Annotated in this window: 21 protein-coding genes and 1 pseudogene; 6 read left to right on the top strand and 16 right to left on the bottom strand. The window is 73.0% G+C overall.

The window, feature by feature from the left end; genetic code table 11:
* Nucleotides 1-87: 87 nt before the first annotated feature.
* Together ACQPY0_RS54165 and guaB are read right to left on the bottom strand one after the other, a co-directional pair.
* Entirely contained in the window at nt 88-1,206 is a 1,119-nt protein-coding gene (locus ACQPY0_RS54165) for a GuaB3 family IMP dehydrogenase-related protein (RefSeq protein WP_432980198.1), read from the bottom strand.
* A gap of 38 nt (nt 1,207-1,244) precedes the next feature.
* Nucleotides 1,245-2,744, bottom strand: coding sequence for an IMP dehydrogenase (guaB, locus tag ACQPY0_RS54170; RefSeq protein ID WP_432980201.1), 1,500 nt, complete (start codon nt 2,742-2,744; stop codon nt 1,245-1,247).
* A 122-nt stretch (nt 2,745-2,866) separates the two neighbouring features.
* Between guaB and ACQPY0_RS54175 the strand changes: the two genes are divergently transcribed.
* Nucleotides 2,867-3,259: a DUF5319 domain-containing protein gene (locus ACQPY0_RS54175; protein ID WP_432980204.1), complete on the top strand. Its 393-nt coding sequence runs from the start codon at nt 2,867-2,869 to the stop codon at nt 3,257-3,259.
* A gap of 90 nt (nt 3,260-3,349) precedes the next feature.
* On the opposite strand, the gene ACQPY0_RS54180 is transcribed toward ACQPY0_RS54175, so the two are convergent.
* Nucleotides 3,350-4,108, bottom strand: coding sequence for a helix-turn-helix transcriptional regulator (locus ACQPY0_RS54180; protein ID WP_432980207.1), 759 nt, complete (start codon nt 4,106-4,108; stop codon nt 3,350-3,352).
* 180 nt (nt 4,109-4,288) lie between these two features.
* Here ACQPY0_RS54180 and ACQPY0_RS54185 point away from each other — a divergent pair.
* A pseudogene (locus ACQPY0_RS54185) lies at nt 4,289-4,654 on the top strand (WhiB family transcriptional regulator); the annotation flags it as partial.
* Nucleotides 4,655-4,799: 145 nt separating this feature from the next.
* Here ACQPY0_RS54185 and ACQPY0_RS54190 read toward each other — a convergent pair.
* The 3 genes from ACQPY0_RS54190 to groES all read right to left on the bottom strand — a co-directional run bounded on the left by ACQPY0_RS54190 (nt 4,800) and on the right by groES (nt 8,466).
* Nucleotides 4,800-6,308: a molybdopterin-dependent oxidoreductase gene (locus tag ACQPY0_RS54190; RefSeq protein ID WP_432980210.1), complete on the bottom strand. Its 1,509-nt coding sequence runs from the start codon at nt 6,306-6,308 to the stop codon at nt 4,800-4,802.
* 108 nt (nt 6,309-6,416) lie between these two features.
* Nucleotides 6,417-8,057, bottom strand: coding sequence for a chaperonin GroEL (gene groL, locus ACQPY0_RS54195; protein ID WP_432980213.1), 1,641 nt, complete (start codon nt 8,055-8,057; stop codon nt 6,417-6,419).
* Between the two features lie 94 nt (nt 8,058-8,151).
* A complete protein-coding gene (gene groES, locus ACQPY0_RS54200; RefSeq protein ID WP_223099008.1) occupies nt 8,152-8,466 on the bottom strand; it encodes a co-chaperone GroES in 315 nt (104 codons plus the stop codon).
* A 198-nt stretch (nt 8,467-8,664) separates the two neighbouring features.
* Between groES and ACQPY0_RS54205 the strand changes: the two genes are divergently transcribed.
* On the top strand, nt 8,665-9,870 hold the full coding sequence (locus tag ACQPY0_RS54205) for a class I SAM-dependent methyltransferase (protein WP_432980216.1): 1,206 nt from the start codon (nt 8,665-8,667) through the stop codon (nt 9,868-9,870).
* Here the strand turns inward: ACQPY0_RS54205 and ACQPY0_RS54210 are convergent.
* On the bottom strand, nt 9,830-10,576 hold the full coding sequence (locus tag ACQPY0_RS54210; RefSeq protein ID WP_432980219.1) for a hypothetical protein: 747 nt from the start codon (nt 10,574-10,576) through the stop codon (nt 9,830-9,832). The two genes, ACQPY0_RS54205 and ACQPY0_RS54210, sit on opposite strands and share 41 nt — an antisense overlap.
* Before the next feature lie 17 nt (nt 10,577-10,593).
* Between ACQPY0_RS54210 and ybaK the strand changes: the two genes are divergently transcribed.
* Together ybaK and ACQPY0_RS54220 are read left to right on the top strand one after the other, a co-directional pair.
* Nucleotides 10,594-11,073, top strand: coding sequence for a Cys-tRNA(Pro) deacylase (gene ybaK / locus ACQPY0_RS54215; protein ID WP_432980222.1), 480 nt, complete (start codon nt 10,594-10,596; stop codon nt 11,071-11,073).
* A gap of 12 nt (nt 11,074-11,085) precedes the next feature.
* Complete coding sequence (locus ACQPY0_RS54220) at nt 11,086-11,358, top strand: DUF1707 SHOCT-like domain-containing protein (RefSeq protein ID WP_432980225.1); 273 nt, start codon at nt 11,086-11,088, stop codon at nt 11,356-11,358.
* Here ACQPY0_RS54220 and ACQPY0_RS54225 read toward each other — a convergent pair whose 3' ends face one another.
* From ACQPY0_RS54225 to tsaB, 6 genes are all read right to left on the bottom strand, one after another.
* Nucleotides 11,359-13,077: an ABC transporter ATP-binding protein gene (locus tag ACQPY0_RS54225; RefSeq protein ID WP_432980228.1), complete on the bottom strand. Its 1,719-nt coding sequence runs from the start codon at nt 13,075-13,077 to the stop codon at nt 11,359-11,361.
* The gene (locus ACQPY0_RS54230) at nt 13,077-14,750 is read right to left on the bottom strand and encodes an ABC transporter transmembrane domain-containing protein (protein ID WP_432980231.1); all 1,674 of its coding nucleotides are present in this window, start codon (nt 14,748-14,750) and stop codon (nt 13,077-13,079) included. Before ACQPY0_RS54230 ends, ACQPY0_RS54225 begins: the two co-directional genes overlap by 1 nt.
* Nucleotides 14,751-14,854: 104 nt before the next feature.
* The gene (locus ACQPY0_RS54235) at nt 14,855-15,112 is read right to left on the bottom strand and encodes a hypothetical protein (RefSeq protein ID WP_432980234.1); all 258 of its coding nucleotides are present in this window, start codon (nt 15,110-15,112) and stop codon (nt 14,855-14,857) included.
* A gap of 44 nt (nt 15,113-15,156) precedes the next feature.
* Nucleotides 15,157-16,203 carry a tRNA (adenosine(37)-N6)-threonylcarbamoyltransferase complex transferase subunit TsaD gene (gene tsaD / locus ACQPY0_RS54240; protein ID WP_432980237.1) on the bottom strand — a complete coding sequence of 349 codons (1,047 nt, stop codon included), beginning with the start codon at nt 16,201-16,203 and terminating at the stop codon, nt 15,157-15,159.
* On the bottom strand, nt 16,190-16,651 hold the full coding sequence (rimI, locus tag ACQPY0_RS54245) for a ribosomal protein S18-alanine N-acetyltransferase (protein ID WP_432980240.1): 462 nt from the start codon (nt 16,649-16,651) through the stop codon (nt 16,190-16,192). The genes tsaD and rimI overlap by 14 nt, the downstream gene beginning before the upstream one ends.
* Before the next feature lie 8 nt (nt 16,652-16,659).
* Nucleotides 16,660-17,313 (bottom strand): tRNA (adenosine(37)-N6)-threonylcarbamoyltransferase complex dimerization subunit type 1 TsaB, encoded by a 654-nt coding sequence (gene tsaB / locus ACQPY0_RS54250; protein ID WP_432980243.1) that lies wholly within the window; start codon nt 17,311-17,313, stop codon nt 16,660-16,662.
* A 118-nt stretch (nt 17,314-17,431) separates the two neighbouring features.
* Between tsaB and ACQPY0_RS54255 the strand changes: the two genes are divergently transcribed.
* Nucleotides 17,432-19,516 (top strand): Hsp70 family protein, encoded by a 2,085-nt coding sequence (locus ACQPY0_RS54255; RefSeq protein WP_432980246.1) that lies wholly within the window; start codon nt 17,432-17,434, stop codon nt 19,514-19,516.
* 377 nt (nt 19,517-19,893) lie between these two features.
* On the opposite strand, the gene tsaE is transcribed toward ACQPY0_RS54255, so the two are convergent.
* The 3 genes from tsaE to ACQPY0_RS54270 are packed head-to-tail and all read right to left on the bottom strand — an operon-like array spanning nt 19,894 to nt 22,976.
* Nucleotides 19,894-20,394 carry a tRNA (adenosine(37)-N6)-threonylcarbamoyltransferase complex ATPase subunit type 1 TsaE gene (gene tsaE / locus ACQPY0_RS54260; RefSeq protein ID WP_432980249.1) on the bottom strand — a complete coding sequence of 167 codons (501 nt, stop codon included), beginning with the start codon at nt 20,392-20,394 and terminating at the stop codon, nt 19,894-19,896.
* A 48-nt stretch (nt 20,395-20,442) separates the two neighbouring features.
* On the bottom strand, nt 20,443-21,519 hold the full coding sequence (locus ACQPY0_RS54265) for an alpha/beta fold hydrolase (protein ID WP_432980251.1): 1,077 nt from the start codon (nt 21,517-21,519) through the stop codon (nt 20,443-20,445).
* 20 nt (nt 21,520-21,539) lie between these two features.
* A complete protein-coding gene (locus tag ACQPY0_RS54270; protein ID WP_432980254.1) occupies nt 21,540-22,976 on the bottom strand; it encodes an NAD(P)H-hydrate dehydratase in 1,437 nt (478 codons plus the stop codon).
* Between the last annotated feature and the right edge of the window lie 19 nt (nt 22,977-22,995).

The following is a 22,995-nucleotide window of genomic DNA, read 5'->3' on the forward strand; positions in this document are numbered from 1 at the left end:
CTCCGCCGGGTGAACATGGTTCGAATCGGCGGCGTGCGGCGGACACGAAAAACGGGCCCTCGCGGGCCCGTTTTGCCGGTTGAAGTCCTACTTGTCGAGGATCAGGCCGACCTTCTGGAACTCCTTCAGGTCGCGGTAGCCGCACTTGGCCATCGCCCGGCGCAGGCCCCCGAAGAGGTTCAGCGCGCCGTCCGGGTCCTCGGACGGGCCGTAGAGCACCTTCTCGAGGCTGCCCAGCGAGGGCTCGGCCGAGCCGAACGAGCCGCGCGGCAGCTTCGGGTGGCTCGCCGCGGAGTGCCACCACGCGCCGCCGGCCGGGGCCGAGTCGCTGCGCGAGAGCGGCTCGCCGACCATGACGGCGTCGGCGCCGCAGCCCAGGGCCTTGGCGATGTCCCCGGAGGTCTGGATGTTGCCGTCGGCGATGATGTGCACGTAACGCCCGCCGGTCTCGTCGAGGTAGTCGCGGCGCGCGTCGGCGGCGTCGGCGATCGCGGTCGCCATCGGCACCCGGATGCCCAGCACGCGGTCGGTGGTCGACCACTCGTCGGCGCCGATGCCCACGATGACGCCGGCGGCGCCGGTGCGCATCAGGTGCAGCGCGGTCTGGTAGTTGGTGCAGCCGCCGACGATGACCGGCAGGTCGAGATCGGCGATGAACTCCTTGAGGTTGAGCGGCTCGTCGGTGGTCGAGACGTGCTCCGCCGAGACCAGCGTGCCCTGGATGACCAGGATGTCCACGCCCGCGTCGAGGATCACCGGCGCGAGGGCCAGCGTGTGCTGCGGCGACACCCGCACGGCGACCGTGATGCCGCCGTCGCGCATCTCCTTGACCCGCTCGCCGATCAGCTCGGGCTTGATCGGCTCGGCGTAGACCTCCTGGAGGCGCTGGGTGGCCGGCGCGTCCTCGTCGAGCCCGGACAGCTCCTCAAGGATCTTGGTCGGGTCCGGGTAACGGGTCCAGAGGCCCTCGACGTTGAGCACGCCGAGACCGCCCAGGCGCCCCAGCGCGACCGCCGTGGCCGGGCTCATCGTGGCGTCGGACGGGTGAGCCACGCAGGGGATCTTGAACGGGTACGCGTCGAGCTGCCAATTCGTGGAAACGTCGTCGACGTCGCGGGTGCGGCGCGTCGGGACGATCGCGATGTCGTCCAGGTGGTAGCCACGCCGGGCGCTCTTGCTGAGCCCGATCTCGACCACGTCACGCATGTCAGCTCCTGTTGAATTCGGGGTGTACGTCCACCGCGTCAGCGCGAGTGGTAGTTCGGTGCCTCGACGGTCATCTGGATGTCGTGCGGGTGGCTCTCCTTGAGCCCGGCGGCGGTGATCCGGATGAGCCGGCCGCGCTCGTGCATGTCGGCGACGGTCGCCGCGCCGACGTAGCCCATGCCGGAGCGCAGGCCGCCGACGAGCTGCTGGGCGACCGCGGAGAGGGGGCCGCGGTAGGCCACCTGGCCCTCGATGCCCTCGGGGACCAGCTTGTCGTCGGAGCGCACGTCGTCCTGGAAGTAACGGTCCTTGGAGAAGGAGCGCGTCTGGCCGCGGGACTGCATGGCGCCGAGGGAACCCATGCCGCGGTACGTCTTGAACTGCTTGCCGTTGATGAAGATCAGATCGCCGGGGCTCTCCTCGCAGCCGGCGAGCAGGCTGCCCAGCATCACCGTGTCGGCGCCGGCCACGATGCCCTTGGCGATGTCGCCGGAGTACTGCATGCCGCCGTCGGCGATCACCGGCACGCCCAGCGGACGACACGCCCGGGCCGCCTCCATGATCGCCGTGATCTGCGGCACGCCCACGCCGGCGACGACGCGGGTGGTGCAGATCGAGCCGGGCCCGACCCCGACCTTGACCGCGTCGGCCCCGGCCTCGGCCAGCGCCTTGGCCCCCTCGTAGGTGGCCACGTTACCGCCGACGACGTCGACCGACGTCTCCTTCTTCAGCCGCATGACCATCTCGACGACCTGCCGGTTGTGCCCGTGCGCGGTGTCGACCATGACGATGTCCAGGCCGGCGTCGATGAGCGTGCGGGCGCGCTTGTACGACTCCTCGCCCACCCCCACCGCGGCGGCGACCCGCAGCCGGCCGGCCTCGTCCTTGGTCGCGTGCGGGAACTTCTCGCTCTTGGAGAAGTCCTTCACGGTGATCAGGCCGCGCAGCTTGCCGGTGCCGTCGACGATCGGCAGCTTCTCGACCTTGTGCTTGCGCAGCAGGGCGAGGGCCTCATCCTTGCTCACCCCGACCTGGGCGGTGATCAGCGGCGCGACGGTCATGATGTCGCGCACGCGGGTGTTGGGGTCGGACACGAAGCGCATGTCGCGGTTGGTGACGATGCCCACGAGCTGGCCGTCGGCGTCGGTGACCGGCACGCCGGAGATGCGGTAGCGGCCGCACAGCTCGTCCACCTCGCCGAGCGTGTCGTCCGGCGAGCAGGTCACCGGGTTGGTGACCATGCCGGCCTCCGAGCGCTTGACGAGGTCGACCTGCAGCGCCTGGTCCTCGATCGACAGGTTGCGGTGCAGGGTGCCGATGCCACCCTGCCGCGCCATCGCGATCGCCATCCGGGCCTCGGTGACCGTGTCCATGGCCGAGGACACCAGCGGTATCCGGAGGGTGATGTTGCGGGTGACCCGGCTCGAGGTGTCGACGCCGCTGGGCACCACGTCCGATTCGCCCGGAAGCAGCAGCACGTCGTCGAAGGTCAGGCCCAAAGGCAGCACGTCAGGTCGGGAGAAATCCATGAAGCGCATCCCAGCTCTCGGTCGTCCGGCGGGTGCGTCTCATCGTACTTCCGCCGCGACGATGCACCCGCCCGCCATGGCAGACCCGTGCCCGGGCCCACACCCGGGCCAAATGGGGATACCGTTGAGGCGTGCACGAAGAGCCCATCGACCCGTTCGCCGGCGACCCGGCCGATCCGTCGGCCGAGCTCGACGACAGCGGGACCGAAGACCCGTTGACCGCCGCCGAGCGCCAGGACGTTCTCGAGGACCTTGCCGACCTCGAGATCTACCAGGCGCTGCTCACGGCGATCGGCGTCCGCGGGCTCGTCATCGAGTGCGAGGACTGCCACGAGCCCCACTACTTCGACTGGGACCTGCTGCGGGGAAACCTCAAGCACCTGCTCACGTCGGGTCGCCCGCGCGTGCACGAGCCCGCCTTCGACCCCGACCCGGACCATTACGTCACATGGGAATACGCGCGGGGTTACGCTGACGGTGTTCACGACGCACTGGCGAGTGCGACCGACGACGGCGAAGGCTGAGCAGGCCCCCTCGTGCGGGTTTGCCACCCTGTTTAGGTTTACGGTGTCAAGGGTACCGCTGCGGCATGCTCCGGTTGGCCTGCGGCGCCCCTAGCTCACGAGCCCGGCACGAAACGCCGCCGCGACGGCGTGTGCCCGGTCGCGCGCTCCCAGCTTGCGGAACAGCCGGCGAGCGTGCGTCTTGACCGTGTCCTCGGAGACGAACAACTCCCGGCCGATCTCGGCATTGCTCTTCCCGTCCGCCATCCCGCGCAGGACCTGCAGCTCACGCTCGGTCAGCTCCACGCGCCGCCGCGGCGGCTCCCCGGGCACGTCGCCGCGCTGCTGCGGCACGCCGGCCCCGGCCACCCGGGCCCCGGGCACCCCGACCGCGGTCCGCGCGGTCGCGGGCAGCCCGCGACCGGCCTGCAGTATGCCGCCGGCGGCCTGGCTCGGCGCACCGACGCGCGCCTGCAGCACCGGCTCGCCGTTGCTGCGCCCGACCTGGCTCAGCACGAGCAGGACGGCCTTCGCCAGCGTCGTGACCGGGTCGGCCGTGTCGACGCGGATGACCGCCCGGGCCCCGGCCGCGATCGCCGCGGCGGCCGCGCGAGGCTCCTCGGTCCCGAAGAACACCACCGTCGCGCCCGGCGCCACGGCCAGCACGCGGCGGGAGAACTCCGCGCTGTCGGGCCGGGCGAGCGTCGGGTCCGCCAGCACCAGGTCGGCCGGCTGCTCGCTGAGTCGCGCCAGGGCCTCGACCATCGTGACGGCGGTCCGCACCGCGTGTGCCACTCCCAGTCTGGCCGCGGCAGCGGCGACCGTCTGTGCCGCGACCTGTGTTCGCACACACACCAAAATCGTACGCACCGTCGTGCTCCTCTCTCTCAAAGAGAGAAACACGAAATGGCGAGATCTAGACGTGGTTTCGCCGCGATTGGCCTACGAGAAATTGACCGACGACATGCCGTTACCTGTGGCGGTCTCGCGCGTTGTACAGAGTCTGTGCGACGCGCGAATTCCAGGCCGCACGCCTGGAAGGAGGAGCGAATGACGAATGTGACTCGCCTGCCCGGTCCCATCGCGGACATCTGGGACTGGCAGCGGCTCGGCCTGTGCCGGGGACGGGACAGCGCACAGTTCTTCCACCCCGACGGTGAGCGCGGCGCGTCACGCGGCCGCCGGGAGACCGCCGCCAAGAACGTCTGCCGAGCGTGCCCGGTCCGCGCGGAGTGCGCCGCACAGGCGTTGAGCAGCCGGGAGCCGTACGGCGTCTGGGGCGGCTTCACCGAGGGCGAGCGGCTCCGGCTGCTGGCCCTGGGCTGGGAGGACGCCGCCGACCGGCGACACGCGCGGGTCGACGTCGCACGGCTGGAGGCGAAGCTGGGTCTGCGCCCCACGCCGCCGGTCCCGGCCTCCACCGCGGGCGCTCAGCAGCCGCTGCGCGCGGTGCCGGGCCGCCCCGGCCCGACACACCCGGCGCCGGGCGTGCCGTCACAGCGCCGGCCGCAGGTCACGGCCGGCAACCCCCGGTCGCGGACGGCCACCCGCTGACCTGGGCCTACTTGACCTCTATCTGAATCGAGTGCCACCCCGTGGCGCCGTCGGGATCCGGCGGCGCCACGGCGTCTGTCTGCGTCTCGCCGCCGTTGTCGCTCGCGCGCACGGTCAGGCGGTGCCGGCCCGGGGTCGCCTGCCACTTGAGCGTCCACTGGCGCCAGGTGTCGATCGACGGCACGGGCAGCAGCGTGGCGGCCTGCCAGGGACCGTCGTCGACCTGGACCTCGACCTTGGAAATGCCCCGGTGCTGTGCCCAGGCCACGCCGCCGATCACGATCTCGCCCGCCCGCGGATTGCTCCCGTCCCGCGGCGCGTCGATTCTCGACTCGGTCTTGATCGGCCCCTGGGCGGACCATCCGCGCTTGATCCAATATGCGTCGAAATCGGCGAACGACGTCAGTTCGAGCTCCACCAGCCATTTCGTCGCCGAGACGTATCCGTACAACCCCGGCACGACCATGCGCACCGGAAAACCGTGGTTGACGGGCAGCGGCTCCCCGTTCATCGCGATGGCGAGCATGGCGTCGCGCCCGTCGCGCAGCACGGCCGTCGGGGTGCCCGCGGTGAACCCGTCGATCGAGCGGCTCACGACCTGGTCGGCGCCGGCCTTGGGCCGGGCCTCGTCGAGCAGGTCGGCGACGCGGACGCCCTGCCACTTCGCGTTGCCGATGAGGTTGCCGCCGACCTCGTTGGAGACGCAGGCGAGGGTGACGTACCGCTCGATCATCGGCCGTTTCAGCAGCTCGTCCCAGCTGATCGTGACCTCCTTCTCGACCCGCCCGTGGATGCGCAGCCTCCAGTCCTCGGTGGTCAGCTGGGGCACCACCAGCGCGGTGTCGATCTGGTAGAAGTCCTTGTTCGGCGTGACGAACGGCGCGAGGTCGGGCAGGCCCGCGTCGGCGCCGGGCGGCAGCGGCGCCACGGTGTTGGGCGGAACTGTCGGAAGGTCGACTGCGGCCCGGTCCGCCTCGACGCCGCGGCGGGTCGACCACCAGCGGCCGGCGATACCGACGACGGCGGCGCCGAGCAGCGTGTATCCGGCGGTGCGCAGGAACGAGCGCCGCTGCCCGGCCGGGGCGTTGTAGCCGGCCTCGCGGGTGAGCAGCAGGCGCAGGACCCCGGCGCCGGCGGCGGCCCCGAGGAGCGTGGGGACGAAGGCGTACCAGGGGGCGTTGTGGCGGCTGAGGGCGGCCGCGATGCCGACGACCGCGAAGACGCCGATTCCGGCGTAACCATATATTTCGCGCTTTGTCGCCAAGATACCGATAGCCGCGGCGAAGGCGGCCAGAATCACGATCGTGCCGATGGTCAGCGCGAGCTTGTCGTACGTGTAGAAGACGGAGACCGCGAAGTCCTTGACCTTCGCCGGGACACTGTCGATGACGACGCCACCGACGCTGACCAGCGGCGACGTGGCGGCCCCGGTGAGAATGGCGACAACTTCGGCGACGCCGAGCGCCACGGCCGCGGCGGCGAGCCCGGCCAGCGCCCCGAACCTGCGAGTCAGCACGCCCCAAGCATGCGGCGATCATCCGTCCGCCACCAGGCCCGGTAATGACTCCCTAAGAAACACGCGGACCCCGGGCGCCGGGCGCCCGGGGTCCGCAGTGCAACCGGATCAGAAGCCCGGGCCGTGCGAGTGGCCGTGACCGTGACCGTGGCCACCGGCGGCGGCCGGCTCCGGAGCCTCCGGCTTCTCGACGACCAGGCTCTCCGTGGTCAGCAGCAGGCCGGCGATCGACGCGGCGTTGGCGACCGCGCTGTGGGTCACCTTCACCGGGTCGACGATGCCGGACTTCACCAGGTCGACGTACTCGCCCGTGGCGGCGTCCAGCCCGTGGCCGAAGTCGAGGGCGCCGACCTTGCCGACCACGACGTAGCCGTCGTGGCCCGCGTTCTGGGCGATCCACCGCAGCGGCTCGACCAGGGCCTTGCGCACGATCGACACGCCGGCCTTCTCGTCGCCGGTCAGGCCGAGGTCGCCGTCGAGGACCGAGCGCACCTGGGCCAGGGCGGCGCCGCCGCCGGGGACGATGCCCTCCTGGACCGCGGCCTTCGTGGCGGAGATCGCGTCCTCGATGCGGTGCTTGCGCTCCTTCATCTCGACCTCGGTCGCGGCGCCGGCCTTGATGACCGCGACGCCGCCCGCGAGCTTGGCGACCCGCTCGTTGAGCTTCTCCTTGTCCCAGTCGGAGTCGGAGGCCTCGATCTCCTTGCGCAGCTGCTCGACGCGCGCGGTGACCTCGGACCGCTCGCCGCCGCCGTCGACGATCGTGGTCAGGTCCTTGGTGACCACGACGCGGCGGGCGGTGCCCAGCTGCTCCAGGCCGACACCCTCGAGCTTGTAGCCCAGCTCGGGGGCGACCAGCTCGGCGCCGGTGAGGATCGAGATGTCCTGCAGCATCGCCTTGCGGCGGTCGCCGAAGCCGGGGGCCTTGACCGCGACGACCTTGAAGGTCTTGCGGATCGCGTTCACCACGAGGGTGGACAGGGCCTGGCCCTCGACGTCCTCGGCGATGATGAACAGCGGCTTGCTGTTCTGCACGATCTTCTCCAGGAGGGGCAGCAGCTCCTCGATGGCGGAGATCTTCTGGGTCGTGATCAGGACGTAGGCGTCCTCGAGGACCGCCTCCTGCGCCTCGCCGTCGGTGACGAAGTGCGGGGAGATGAAGCCCTTGTCGAACTGCATGCCCTCGGTGACCTCGAGCTCGGTCGTGAGGGTCGAGCCCTCCTCGACCGTGATGACGCCGTCGCGGCCCACCCGCTCCATCGCCGAGGCGATGAGGTCGCCGATGGCGGCGTCCTGCGCGGAGATGGTGGCGACCTGGGCGATCTCGGTGTGGCTCGCGACCGGGGTGGCCTTGTCCTTGAGCGCCTGCACGACCGCGGCCGCGGCCTGGTCGACGCCGCGCTTGATACCGGCCGGGTTGGCGCCGGCGGCCACGTTGCGCAGGCCCTCGCGGACGAGCGCCTGGGCCAGGACCGTCGCCGTCGTCGTGCCGTCACCGGCGACGTCGTTGGTCTTGGTGGCGACCTCCTTGACCAGCTGGGCGCCGAGGTTCTCGTACGGGTTGGCGAGCTCGATCTCCTTGGCGATCGTCACGCCGTCGTTGGTGATGGTCGGGGCGCCGAACTTCTTGTCCAGGACGACGTTGCGCCCGCGGGGGCCGAGCGTGACCTTGACCGTGTCGGCCAGGCGGTTGACGCCGTGCTCCAGAAGGTGGCGCGCCTCGTCGGAGAAGCTCAGGATCTTCGCCATGCTTGTGGGTTCCCTTCAAAGCGACACCGCCCCGGCTGCCTCGCGCCTGCGCACGGGTCCGGGGCGGTGGCCACTAGCTTCTAGTGAGTGAGAGTCACTTCTCGATGACGGCGAGCACGTCGCGGGCGCTGAGCACGAGGTACTCCGAGCCGGCGTACTTGACCTCGGTGCCGCCGTACTTCGAGTAGATGACGGTGTCGCCGACCTTGACGTCGATCGGCACCCGGTTGCCCTTGTCGTCGATGCGACCCGGGCCGACCGCGATGACGGTGCCCTCCTGGGGCTTCTCCTTCGCGGTGTCCGGAATGACGATGCCCGAGGCGGTGGTCGTCTCAGCCTCGTTGGCCTGGACCAGGATGCGGTCCTCGAGCGGCTTGATCGCAACCTGCGTCGCGGTAGTCACGGGCATACCCTCCTGGGGTATCGAGCTTGCTTATCGAGTGCCCGGTGAAGCCGTCGTCGCGGGTGCCGGCCCCGGCCGGGCATAACTGGCACCCTCGACACGAGAGTGCTAACTCGGAGGTTATGCCGGTGGCTAGCACTCCGTCAACTAGAGTGCCAGACACGCCGCGAAATCACCCCGATCCCCGGCGGCGATAATCGCCGTGTGCAGCTCGAGGACGTGCAGGCCCTGACCTCCGTCGCCGGGCGGGACGCGCTGGCCGCCGCGGCCGCGCTGCCCGGCGGCGACCCGCTCGCCGCGGCCTCGGCGCTGCGCGCGCGGGGCCTTCCGCCCGCCCTCGCGGCCGCGGCGCTGACCCAGGCCGAACTGCGGCGGAAGGCGGCGGCGAAGTTCGGTACCGATGCGGGCGAAATGCTCTTCACACGGGCCGGGCTGGAGCAGGCGACCCGGGCCACGGTCGCGCGCCGCCGCGCCGCCCGGCTGACCGCCGCGGGCGTGCGCCGGGTGGCGGACCTCGGCTGCGGGGTCGGCGCCGACACCATCGCGTTCGCCCGGGCGGGCCTTTCGGTGCTGGCCGTCGACGCGGATCCCGTGACGGCCGCCGTGGCGGAGGCCAACGTCCGCGCGCTGGATCTTTCGGAGGTCGTACTCGTAGAGCCTCGCGACGCCACCGAAACGCCCCTCGACGCCGTCGACGCGGTGTTCTGCGACCCGGCCCGCCGCACGTCGGGCGGGCGCCGGGTGTTCGACCCGCGGGCCTACAGCCCGCCGTGGGACTTCGTCACCGCCCTGCCCGCCCGGGTCCCGCACACCGTGCTCAAGCTCGCCCCCGGCATCGACCACGACCTGCTACCCGAGGGCGCCGAGGGCGAGTGGGTGTCGGTGGACGGCGACGTGGTCGAGGCGGCCGCGTGGTGCGGCCCCCTGGCCCGGGCCCCGCGCCGGGCGACCGTGATCCGCGGCGAGCACGCGTTCGAGCTGACCGGCTCCGGTTCCTTGCGCGCCCCGGCCGGCCCGCTCGGCCGCTTCCTGGTCGATCCGGACGGCGCCGTGGTCCGGGCCCATCTGGTGGCCGAGCTGGCCGAGTCGCTCGACGGCACGCTGCTGGACGAGACGATCGCCTATGTCACCACGAATGCCGATATACCTACGAATTTCGGTAGAAGGTATGTCATCACGGAGCGCCTGCCGCTGGCGCTGAAGAAGCTGCGCGCGGCCCTGCGGGAGCGCGACGTCGGCGCGCTGCAGATCATCAAGCGCGGATCCGCCCACGACGTCGAGGACCTGCGCAGACAGCTGCGGCTGGAGGGCAGCGGGAGCGCCGTCATCGCGCTGACGAGGATCGCCGGCGAGCCCGCCGTGCTGCTGCTCACACCAGCGGATGCCCCAGCCGGCGCTGCAGGTCGCTGAGGACCTCCTCGGCCAGCTGGTCGGGCGGGTGCAGCCCGAGCCGGCCCAGCAGGTCGCGGCCGGTGTCGCGGCACATCTCGTAGGTCAGGCGGTCGTTGAGCCAGCGCAGCCACTCCACGATGTCGTTGACGTAGAAGGCCACGCTCTGCTCGGAGTTGCGCTGGCGCCGCTCCTCGGCCACGACCAGCAGGGCGGCGGCGAGGCGCCGGCGGGCGAAGTCGTGCCCGGCCAGGGCATCGGCGAACGCGTCGGCCCGGTGCCGGGGCGCGCTCGGCGCCACCGTCAGCTTCGGAAACGGCGGCTCGCCGGCGGTCCACACCTGCGCGCTGCGGGGCACGAACTCGGGCTCCAGCACGACATCGACCCGGGAGGCGTGCCCGGGGTCGTCGACCGCGATCAGCACGCGGGGGCTGTGGCCGGTGACCTTGGTGACGTATCGCGAGAGCCCCGTGGCCTCCTCGATGCAGAAGCGGGCGTCGGGCAGCTTGAGCACCCCGTCGAAGACCAGCCGCCCGACCCGCGGCCCGGCCCCCTGCCACAGCCGCACCCGCACCGGACCGACCTGCGGGCGGGCGGCGATGCGCACGTGGTGCTCGGTCGCGGTGACCGCCCCGTCGCCGTCGAACACCGACAGGTCCACGCCGCTCGTCGCGCCCAGGAACAGGTGGCCGTGGCCGAGGTACAACTGGACCGCGCCGATCTGCATGTCGCTATTGTGGGCCAGTGGCGAGCAAGGGCACCCCGGCGACCGCACTGCTGACCCGCGCGAAGATCGCGTTCACCCCGCACACCTACGAGGTGGACCCGCGCGCCGCCTCCTACGGCGAGGCCGCCGCCGCAGCCCTGGGCGTCGATCCCACGCGGCTGTTCAAGACCCTGGTGACGAGCGTCGACGGGCAGCTCACCGTCGGCGTAGTCCCGGTCTCGTCCTCGCTGGACCTCAAGGCGCTCGCCGCCGCGGCCGGCGGCAAGCGGGCCGCGATGGCCGAGCCGGCCGCCGCCGAGCGGGCCACCGGCTACGTCACCGGCGGCATCTCGCCGGTCGGGCAGCGCTCCCGGCTGCCGATCGTCATCGACGCCTCGGCGGAGGGATTCGCCACGATATACGTCTCCGGCGGCCGCCGCGGCCTGCAGATCGAGCTCGCCCCGGCCGACCTGGTGCAGGTCACGGGGGCGACCCTGGCGCCGATCGCCGCGCACTGAAACCATATCGGCGTGCGGGCATCGGACGAGGACCGTCAGCGCGTGATCGGGGTGCTGCAGCGGCACACCGAGGCGGGGCGGCTCACCCTGGACGAGTTCTCCGACCGGGTCGGGACCGTCTACGCGGCGAAGACCCTCGACGACCTCAAAGCCGCCGTGATCGATCTCCCCGCGCTCGCCCCGGTCCCGGCCGAACCATCCGTCGACCGCCAGCTGCTGCTGACGTTCGGGCTCGCGATCGCGGCGCTCGTCGTCATCGCGGTCGTGTACGGCCTCGTCAAGTAGTCACCGGCCGTGCCACGACCGCCAGAGCGCGGCGTAGGCGCCGCCCGCCGCGATCAGCTCGTCGTGGCTGCCCAGCTCGGTGATCCGGCCGCCCTCCACGACCGCGACCCGGTCGGCGTCGTGGGCGGAGAAGAGCCGGTGCGCGATCGCGATCACCGTCCGCCCGGCCAGCGCCCCGGCCAGCGACCGCTCCAGGTTCCGGGCGGCCCGCGGGTCGATCAGCGACGTCGCCTCGTCCAGGACCAGGGTGTGCGGGTCGGCCAGGACCAGCCGGGCCAGGGCCAGCTGCTGGGCCTGCGCCGGCGACAGGTTCAGCTCCGCGGTGTCCAGGCCCTCGGGCAGGGCGAGCGCCCAGTCCAGCGCGTCGACGCTCGCCAGCGCCGCGCACAGTTCGGTGTCGTGCGCCCCGGCCCGGGCCAGGGTGAGGTTGTCCCGCAGGGTGCCGATGAAGACGTGATGCTCCTGGGTCACCAGCGCGACGTGGCCGCGCAGCTCGTCGAGGGGCAGGTCCGTCAGCGGCACCGTGCCGAGCTCCACCACCCCCTCCCGCGGCGCGTGGATCCCGGCGAGCAGCCGTCCGAGCGTCGACTTGCCCGCGCCCGAGGGCCCGACCACGGCGAGCCGCTCCCCGGGCCGGACGGCGAGGTCGATGCCGTGCAGGACGTCCCGGCCGTCCACATAGGAGTACCGCACGTCCTTGGCGACCAGCGCCTCGTCCACCGGCCGCGCGTTCGCCTCCGGTTGTTCTCGCATCGCCGGGCGCACGCCGGCGATCCGGGCGAACGAGGCCAGGCCCAGCTGCATCTGGTCGAAGTAGCTCAGCACGCGGTCGAGCGGGTCGATGATCGCGACGAAGTACAGCACGGCCGCGGTCACCTGCCCGACGTCCGCCCAGCCCGAAAGCACGAACCAGCCGCCGGCGAGCAGCGTCACCGCGGCCGGCAGCGCGTAGCCGAACTCGGTCACCGGGAACCAGACCGTGCGCAGCTTCAGGGTGTACATCGCGGCGCCGTACAGCTGCCGCAGCTGCTCCTGGGTGTGATCGACCCGCCGCTGCCGCAGACCCAGGGTCTCCACGGTCCGGGCGCCCTCGACGGTCTCGGTCAGCCCGTCGGCGACCCGGGCGAAGGCGGCGCCCTCGCGCAGGTAGCCGGCGGTGGCGCGGCGGAAGTACCAGCGCGAGCCGAGGTACAGCACCGGCACCGCCACCAGCGCCGGCAGCAGCAGGATCGGCCCGACCAGCGCGATCGCGACGAACGTCAGCAGCATCTGCAGCAGCCCGACCACGATCGCCGGCAGCGCCGCCTGCACCGACTCCGACGTCTGCGAAACGTCCCGCGAGGCCCGGCTGAGCAGGTCGCCGGTGCCGGCCCGCTCCACCGTGGACAGTGGCACCGCCAGCACCCCGTCGACGAACTCCTCGCGCAGTCCGGCCAGCACCCGCTCGGCCAGCTGCGCCGCCGCCAGCCGCGCGTAGCGCACCAGCACCGCCTGTGCGAGTACGAACCCGGCGATCGCCAGCGCGATCCGGTCGACGGTCACCGTCGAGGTCCCGGCCACGACCCGCTCCACGAGCCGCCCGAGCAGCGGCGGCGCGGCGAGCCCGGCCGCCGCCCCGAGCACGTGCAGCGCCAGCACCCCGGCGAGCCGGCCGGGGTGGGCGGTGAGCAGCGCCCGGAGGTATCGGCGCACCTCGGGCGGGCTCGCGACCGGCAGCATCAGTCCTCCCCGCGGGTGACGACGGCGGCGTACGCCGGGCACGTGTCCAGCAGTTCCCGGTGCGACCCGGTGGCGGCGACCCGCCCGTCGGCGCCGACGAACGCGACCGTGTCGGCCCGGTCGAGCAGCAGCGGGCTGGTCGTGCACACCACGGTCGTGCGCCCGGCCCGCGCCGCCGGCAGCCGCTGGGCGATGCGCGCCTCGGTGTGCGCGTCGACCGCGCTGGTCGGCTCCACGAGCACCAGCACCGGCGGGTCGAGCGCGAGCACCCGGGCCAGGCGCAGCCGCTGCTGCTGCCCGCCGGAGAAGTCCCGGCCGCGCTCGGCGATCTCGGTGTCGAGCCCGTCGGGCAGCGCCTCGACGATGTCCCACGCCGCCGCGTCCGCCAGCGTGGCGCCGTCCCCGACCGCCTCGCGCAGGGCCCCGCGAAAGAGCCGGTCGTCGTTGTCGGCCAGGACGATCCGGCGCCGCACGTCCTCGACCGCCATTTGCCGCAGCGGTACCCCGTGCAGCCTCGCCGCCGACCCCGGCGCCAGCAGCGCGAGCCGATCCGCGATGGCGGCCGCGTCCTCGGGCCGCACGGCCGCGACCGCGGTGAGCAGGTTCTCCGCTACCCGCAGTCCTGAGTCCGGGTCATCGAGATTGTTACCCGGCGGCGGTTCGGTCCCTTCTTCGAGCGTGAAATCCGGACTGATGCTCAGCAGGTCGACCACGCGGCGGGCGCTCACCAGCCCGCGGGTGACCTTGTCGGCGAACTCGGTCAGCGTCCGCAGCGGCGAGATCAGGAACGCCGCGTAGGCGTAGAAGGCGACGAGCTCCCCCGGCGAGATCCTTCCCGCGATCGCGAACCGCGCGCCGAGCCAGGTCACGAGCGCGACGAAGCAGCCCGGGAGCAGGATCTGCGCCGCCTCCAGCAGCGACTCGACGCGGGCCACCCGGACACCGGCGAAGCGGACGCGCTGGGACTCGGCGTGGTACCGGCGCGAGAACTCCGCCTCGCCGCCGACCCCGCGCAGCACCCGCAGCCCGGCCACGATGTCGACGGCCCGCCCGGTCAGCTCACCGGCCAGGTCGCGCTGGTGGCGCCGCCGGTGATGCAGGGGCCGCAGCAGCAGCCCGACCACGGCGACCAGGACCGGGACGCCGAGCACCACGACCAGCCCGAGCGGCACCGATACCCGCAGCAGCAGCGCGCTCACCACGACGATGGCGACCACCGCCCCGCTGCCGCGCGCCGTGATGTCCATCGAGTACCCGATGTGGTCGAAGTCCGTCGTGCCGATGCTCACGACCTCGCCGGTGGCGATCCGCTTCGGCAGCGTGGCCCCGAGCCGGGTCGCGTGCCGGGCGGTGACCTGTACAGTGCGGAACCCGGCGCTGAGGAAGTTCGTCACGGCGAAGCGGTGCCGCATGACGCCGGATAGCGCGGTGGCCGCGCCGAGGCCGAGCACGCCGGCCGCGGCCCACAGCAGCCCGCCGCGGTCGTGCCGCGCCAGGGCGTCGACGCCGGCCCCGATCGCGGCGGGCACGAGCGCCTGGCTGACCATCCAGGCGATGCCGAAGCAGACCCCGCCAATGATCAGCGAGGCCTGGCGCCGGGCGATCCAGAGCAGATACCGCGCCGCCGAGGAATGATCGGGCTCCCCGGGCTCATCGAGAGGCAGTCTGCGCACAGCCCCTGACGGTAACCATTACCGCCCGCGCGGCGCCTTACATTTATTCAGCGCTCAACCCACTACTCAGCGCTCAACCCACTGCTCAGCGGTCGACCCACTGCTCAGCGGTCGACCTGCGTGAAGTCCCAGAACTGCGGCTTGCGGGCCAGGAGATGCGACGGCGGCTCGGCGAAGCCCTCGGGCGTGCTCCCCCGCCACTTGGACACGACCACGAGGCGATGATCCGTCGAGCTGTACACCTCGCTGCTCAGGTGCATCGGATGCACCTCGACCCGGGGCAGCATCGCCTCACAGACCCAGGACAACAGCTCCCCGAACGCCTCCGGGTGCGCCCTGACCTCCCACATGCGCACGATCACGGCGCTGGACTCTACTCCCATCGCACCGACCAGCCCCGCGCCCGTCAGGCCGTCACGAGGGTGATCGGCATGGCCGAGTCCGACGGCAGCCCCAGCGACCCCGGCGCGGCCCCGGACGCGACCAGGTGCGAGCCGAGCGCCGCCACCATCGCCCCGTTGTCCGTGCACAGCTTGGGCCGTGGCACCCGCAGCGCGATGCCGTGCTTGTCGCACCGCTCCTGCGCCATCGACCGGATCCGCGAGTTGGCCGCGACCCCGCCGCCGATCACGAGCGTGGCGATCCCGTGCTCCCGGCAGGCGTCCACGGCCTTCGCCGTCAGCACGTCGCAGACCGCCTCCTGGAAGCTCGCCGCCACGTCGTTCACCGACACCGCCTCCCCGGCCCGCTGCCGCGCCTCGACCCACCGCGCCACGGCCGTCTTCAGCCCCGAGAACGAGAAGTCGAACCGGTGCTCGGCGAGGTCCCGCGGCCCGGTCAGGCCCCGCGGGAACGGGATCACGACCTGCCCGTCGCGCGCCGCCCTGTCGATCGGTGGCCCGCCCGGGAACGGCAGCCCGAGCAGCCGCGCCACCTTGTCGAACGCCTCCCCCGCCGCGTCGTCGATGGTCGCGCCGAGCGGAGCGACACCGCCCGCCAGGTCGTCGACCCGCAGCAGGGAGGAGTGGCCCCCGGAGACGAGCAGCGCGATGGCCGGCTCCGGAAGCGCCCCGTGCTCCAGGGTGTCGACGGCGACGTGGGCGGCGAGGTGGTTGACGCCGTAGATCGGCTTGCCCGCGGCCAGCGCGTAGGCTTTCGCGGCGGCGACGCCGACCAGCAGGGCACCGGCCAGGCCGGGCCCGGCGGTCACCGCGACCGCGTCCACATCGGACAGCGTCACGCCCGCCTTGTCCAGGGCCCGCTGCATCGTCGGGACCATGGCCTCGAAGTGCGCCCGGCTGGCGACCTCGGGCACCACGCCGCCGAAGCGCGCGTGCTCGTCCACGCTCGAGGCGATCTCGTCCGCGAGCAGCGTGTGCCCGCGCACGATCCCGACGCCGGTCTCGTCGCACGACGTCTCGATCCCGACAACCAGCGGCTCAGTCTTGCTCACGCATCATCACCAGTGCATCCGTGTTGCTGGGCTGGTAGTAACCGCGGCGGATGCCGACGGCCTCGAACCCGTGCCGCGCATAGAGCCGCTGCGCCGGCGCGTTGTCCACGGCCACCTCCAGCAGCACCTTCCTCGCCCCTCGCCGCGCGGCCTCGTCGAGCAGCGCCTCCAGCAGCCGCCGCCCGATCCCCCGCCGCTGCGCGTCCTTGCGTACCCCGAGATTCTGCACCCACGCCTCGTCCGGCGGCGCGAACGCGAGCCCGGCGTATCCGACGACGACCTCGCCGTCCCCGCCGGCGTCCAGGGCGACCAGGTAGTGGTGGCCGCCGGCGAGCTCGTTCCAGAACATGCCCGCCGACCAGCGCTCCTCGCCGAACAGCTCGTCCTCGATCGGCAGCAGCCGCTCGACGTGGAACCACCGCAGCTGCGCCAGGGTCACCGGACTCACGACGGCGCTCACCGCAGGGCCGGTTTCCGCTCGCCGGGCAGCACCGCGTCGGGCCGGCGCAGGTAGAGCGGGGTCAGCGTCTCCGCCGGGGCCTTCCCGCGCACCCGGTCGGCCGCCAGCTCGGCGAGGGCGAGCGCCGACGGGTAGGGGGAGCCCTCGACGGGGAGGCCGAGCACGTCCGAATACTTCTCCGCGCCGTCGCCGCCGGCCCGCGCGATCCCGTCGAGCGGGACCGCCGCCGGGCGGGCGACGTCGGGGCCGGCGATCCGGGCCCCGTCGTCGTAGACGGCCCAGTAGATCTCCTTGCGGCGGGCGTCGGTGGCCACGAGGGACCGCCCGGGCAGGCGGAGGCCGATCGCGTCGAGCGTGCAGACCCCGTAGACCGGGATGCCCAGCGCGTGGCCCAGCGCCGCCGCGGTGACCAGGCCCGCGCGCAGGCCGGTGAAGGGGCCCGGGCCGACGCCGGCGACGATCGCGGCCAGGTCGCCGGCGGCCGCCCCGCCCTCGGCCAGCACGGCGGTGATCTGCGGCGCGAGCAACTCCCCGGCGCCGCGGGCGTCGACGGTGACCTGCTCCGAGAGCAGGATCACATTGTCGTCACCGACCCGCGCCAGCGCCGCGGTCACCGCCGCCGTCGCCGTGTCCACCACCATCACCAGCACGGCCCCAACTCTAAACAGTTCCTCGCCGCGCCCCTCGCCCTGGTCATGCGGACACAATTAACGCGTCCGCAACGAGGGGCGCCTAGCATCGGCGGCTATCTACGCCGGGAGAGCCGCCGTGAACGAACCGATCCTGGTCGTGGACATCGGGTCGTGGGCCCTGTCCGCCGCCGTCGTCCTGCCCGACCAGCTCAACCCGGTGCGCGAGCCGATGACCGGCGCGCCGCGATGGCCGGGCAGCGCCGCCCTGGCCGCCCCGCCGGCCGGCACCCCCGCTCGCCCGCGCCTGATCGTCGGGGCCGCCGCCGAACAGGCCCGCGACCAGCATCCGCGGCACTACGTCGACGGGGTGCGCCGCGCGATCGATGCCAACGCCCCGCTCTGGCTCGGCGACCAGCTCGTCAACGGCGTGGAGCTGGTGAGCACGGCGCTGGAGGCGGTCCTTGCCGAGGCGCGCCGCGCGCACGGGGCCGTCGGGCGGCTGGTGCTGAGCGCGCCGGCCGGGTACCGCATCCATGATCCCCGTCGCGAGGCGCTCGTCGCCGCCGCCTCCATGGCCGGCTTCCCCGACGCTGAGCTGGTCACCGACGCGGCCGCCGCGGTGCTCGACCCGATGACTTTGCTGGAGGTCCCCGAGGGCGGATACGTGCTCGTGTGCGACCTCGGCGCCGCGTGGTCGGCGACGCTCGCCCAGGTACAGCAGGGCCAGCCGGTGCCGGTGAGCCACGAGGGATCGGGCAGCGGCCGCGACATCGACGTCATGCTCGCCGCGGACCTGCGCGCGACGCTGGCCGAGTGGGTGGAGCCCGCGTTCGCGGCCGGCGGGGACACGAGCGTGCGGGCGAACCTGCACGCGCTGGACATCGTCCGCCGACTCAAGCACCGCCTCGCCGAGCATCCGGAGGCGGCGGAGGAGGTGGAGGCGGGCGTCCCGGCGTACCGGATGGACCGCCGGCTCCTCGAGCAGCTCACCGAGCCCGCCACCCGGTGGCTGGTCGCCAGCTGCCGGGCGGTCGTCGCGCGCGCGGGGATCATGCCCACGGACGTGGCGGCGGTGTTGCTTGTGGGCGGCGGGGCACGGCTGCCGGGCGTCGGCCAGGTGCTGCACAACGGCCTGGGCCGGCCCGTGACCCGGCCCGCGGACCCCGAGTTCGCGGTGCTGCGTGGCGTGGCGGCCTGGGCCCGGGCCCGCTCGGTCCGGGCGGTGCCGGCCGACCCGCCGCTGTGGCGGGTCGAGCCGCTGTCGTGGACCGTGCCGGGCGGGCGCGGCCGGCTGGTTCGATGGCTGGTGAAGGAGGGCGAGGCGTACGGTCGCGGTGCCCCCATCGCGCAGGTGCGCACCGCCGACGACCGCGTGTACGACCTATTGGCGGGCCGCAGCGAGGGCATCCTGCTCGAGCAGCGCGTCGCGATCGGCGACATGGTGGTCTCCGGTGCCGTGTCCGCGCACGCACGCCTGGAGCCGGCCGGGGCCGAGCGCTACCAGCTCGCCAAGCGCCACCACCTGCGCGTGGCCGGAGACTGGCTGCTCATGCCGGACCGGCGCACGCTGGTTGAATGCTCGGGCGACGGCGAATACGTCAAGGTCCGCGCCATCTCCACCGGCGCCCTCGTCACCGAGCTGCGCCCGGGCCGCGGCGCCGGCCGTGGCGGGCACGCGCAGGTCGCGCTCGGCCCCGGCCAGCAACTAGCGCTCGTGACCTGGGACGCCGACGGCCACTTCGCGGTGTGGGACGTCCTCTCGGGCCGCGTGACGGCGAGCTTCACCGACGGCCAGAGGCCGGACGCCGTGCTCCTCAACGAATCCGAGTGGCGCCTCGTCACCACCGGCGAGGGCGCGGCGAGCGTCGGCCGATACCGCCGCGACGTCGCCACCGTCTGGGACCTGGCCACCGGCACCCGCATCGACCGCGTCGTCGGCGAGGACCTGCCCAGGCGCTTCACCGGCTACACCGAGACCAGCCGCGCGGACGCGTTCGCCACGCAGATGGAGAGCCCGGACGGCCGCCTGCGCGCGGCGGCGCTGGACGGCACGCTGTCGGTGCGCGACCTGGAGACCGAGGCCGAGGTCTTCCGAGCCGACCTCGCCCCGGCCCGGACGGTGAGCACCGCGTTCTGCCACGAGGGACGCCACCTGCTCGCCCGCGGCCGCGACGACGAGGGCACGTGGGTCGACGTCTGGGAAGTCCTCCAACCTGCGTGACGGCCAAGCACCAAACACCCGCCGAGGGCCGCCCCGAACGCCAACGGCTCAAGACGAAGGCCAGGGCCAAGGGCAAGGCCATCGACCGCGCGGCTCAAGGCGAAGGCCAAAGGCAAGGCCATCGGCCGAACGGCTCGAGGCGAAGGTCGAGGCCATCGACCCGAACGGCTCGAAGCGAAGGCTCAAGGCCGAGGCCATCGACCCGAACGGCTGAAGGCCAGGGCCACGGGGCCGAAAGACGTCGGACGATGAAGCTCGGTGTGCGTCTGGGGGCGGTGCCGTTCCTCTGATTTTTACGCTAACCCGCCGCGCAAATTTTCGGACAAATTGCGCTCCGCAGCGTAGTCACGCCCTCACGCCCTCACGCCCCCGCGCCGTCACGCTGGTGTGAGGGACGCGGCCCGGGCCGGCCAGTCGCCGCCGCGCGGGATCAGCGACACCACGCGGGAGTCGTCGTCGCGGCGGTCCAGGTGGACCTCCAGGTGCTCGTCGCTCAACTGTTCCACCAGGCCCTCGCCCCATTCGACGAGGGTCACGGAGTCCTCCAGCGTCGCGTCCAGGTCCAGGGCGTCGACCTCGCCGATCGGGTCGGGCACGTTGCCCAGGCGGTACGCGTCGACGTGCACCATGGGCACGGTTCCGCCGCGTGCGGGGTCCGGCTGGTGGACGCGGGCGATCACGAACGTCGGGGACGTGACGTCGCCGCGGACGTGCAGGCCCGCGCCGACGCCCTGGGCCACGACCGTCTTGCCGGCGCCCAGCGGGCCGGTCAGCACGACCAGGTCGCCGGGGCGCAAAACGGCGGCCAGGGCCTTGCCGAAGTCCCGCGTCTGCTCGACGGTCGCAAGGACTCTCGTCGCTCCAAGCACGCCTGTCACCCCAAGCACCCTGTCACCCCAAGCACCCCGTCACCCCGAGCACCCTTGTCACTCCAGCACCTTCGTCAGGAACTTGTCCATCACGTCGTCGACCTCGTCGGCGTGCTCCAGCATCACCACGTGCCCGCCGTCGGCCACGACCACCAGCTCGGCCTCCGGCAGCACCGAGGTGATCTCGTACGTGTGCGCCAGCGGCGTCAGCTCGTCCTTGTCCCCGCAGACCAGCAACACCGGCACCGAGCGTAGCGGGCCCAGGACCAGCAGCCGGGAATGGGTGTAGAGGGTGCGCAGGTACCGCGCGATCACCTCGGTCGACGTGGTGGAGTTCATCCGCTCGACGTACGACACCAGCGCCGGGCTCGGGCGGGACGTTCCGAAGCCGTAGCGGCGGGTCAGCAGCCAGGCGAGGTCGGTCGAGGCGCGGCGGGCCCGGTCGATCACGGCCGAGCTGATCGGGCCCGCGAAGCCGACGACCGGCAGCAGCGGGCGGCGGAAGCGGGCGATGACGTCGGGGAAGCCGAACGTGACGGTGTCGAGCTTGCCGGCCGACGTGGAGATGAGCACGCAGGCCGCGACGCGGGACTCGAACAGCTCGGGCACCTGCTCGGCCAGGGCCATGATGGTCATCCCGCCCATCGAGTGGCCGACGAGCACCACCGGGCCGTCGGGGGCAGCCGCCGCGAGGACCGCGCGCAGGCCGGCGCCGAGGGAGTCCAGGGTGTACTCCCCCTTGCTCAGCCGCCCCGAGCGCCCGTGCCCGGGCTGGTCGTAGAAGACCATGCGGTGCTTGCCCTGGAAGAACTTGCGCTGGAAGTGGAACGTGCCCATGTCCAGGCAGAAGCCGTGGACGAACACCAGCGTGGGCACCTGCGAATTCGAAGGCCCGTCCACGATCTCGACGTGCAGGTCGATGCCGTCCTCGGCGGTGACCGTCAGCTCCTCGTCGGCGTGCCAGACGCCGAACTCCTCGTCCGCGTACGGGTCGTCGGCGTTCTTGGAGCGGCGCACGATGTATCGCTCGGTGGCCACCCCGGCGGCGACGCCGGCCGCGGCGAGGCCGACGATCGCCCCGATGATCCCCGCCGTGCGCTTGCGATTGCCGCTCTTGACCACCTCGGTACCCATGCAGCAAGCCTAAACGGTCGTTACCGACGGGTTAAGCTCCCGACGACTTCGCGCAGGTGGACGGCCACATCGGCGGCGGTCACCGGCCCGGCCTCGGCGGCTTCGCGGCCGGCCAGGCCGTGTGCGTAGGCGGCGGCGAGGGCGGCGTGCTCGGCTGGCAGGCCGCCGGCGAGCAGGGAACCGAGGAGCCCGGCGAGCACGTCGCCGGTGCCGCCGGTGGCCAGCGCCGCGGTGCCGGTCGGGTTGACGTAGACCCGGCCGTCGGGGGTCGCGACGATCGTGTGGTCGCCCTTGAGCAGTACGACCGACTCCATCCGCCCCGCCAGCGTGACCGCGGCCGCGACCCGGTCGTCGCCGGGCGCGCCCCCCGACAGGCGCTGGAACTCCCCGTCGTGCGGGGTCACCACGGTCGGGGCGTCGCGCTCGCGCAGCCAGTCGCCCAGGCGCGCGTCGCCGAGCAGCGTGAGGGCGTCCGCGTCGAGCACGACCGGGACCGGGGCGCCCAGCACCGCGCGCAGTTCGCCGTAGGCGCGCTCGTCGGTGCCGAGGCCACTGCCGCAGACCCAGGCCTGGACCCGCCCGGCGTCGGCGACCCGCTCGGTGGCGATGACGGTCGGGTGGTGGGCGCGCACCCCGTCGGCGGCGCTGCCCGCGTATCGCACCAGCCCGGACGGCCCGGCGAGCGCCCCGGCGGTGGAGAGCACGGCCGCGCCGGGGTACTTCGCCGAGCCGGTCGCGAGCCCGACGACGCCGCGGGAGTACTTGTTGTCGTTCGCCCCGGCCCGCGGCCACCACGCCGCGATGTCGGCCGCGTCGGGCAGGTAGAGGGCCGGGTCGCCGTCGAGGTGCTCGCCGAGGCCGATGTCGACGAGCTCGACGATCCCGCTGTGTACCGCGCCGGCTCCGACCAGCAGCCCGGGCTTGAGCACGCCGAAGGTCACGGTGATGTCGGCGTGGATCGCCATGCCGGTGACGGCGCCCGTGTCGGCGTCCACGCCGGAGGGCACGTCGACGGCGATGACGGGCGCGTCGCGCAGCACGTCGGCGATCTCGGCGACCCGGGCGGCGACGGGCTCGCGCAGGCCACCGCGCCCGCCGATGCCGAGGATGCCGTCCACCACCAGGTCCGCGCCCCCGGGGGCGTCGGTGCCGACCCGGCCGCCGGCCCGGTGGAGGGCCTGGGCGGCGGCGTGGTGCACGCGGTCCGGGTCGAGCAGCAGCGCCTCGACGCGGGCGCCGCGGCGGGCGAGCATGGCCCCGGCGTACAAGGCGTCGCCGCCGTTGTTGCCGGGGCCGACGAGGAGCAGCACGCGGCCGCCGTACACCCGGGGAAGGGTGTCGGCGCAGCGGCGGGCCAGGCCGGCGCTGGCGCGCTGCATGAGCGAGCCCTCCGGCAGGGTCTTCATGACGAACTCTTCGGCCGCGCGCACCTGCGCGACCCGCCAGGCGGCTCTCACAGGGACAACCCTGTCACAT

This window comes from Dactylosporangium sp. CA-233914 (assembly GCF_050942935.1).
Taxonomy (GTDB): domain Bacteria; phylum Actinomycetota; class Actinomycetes; order Mycobacteriales; family Micromonosporaceae; genus Dactylosporangium.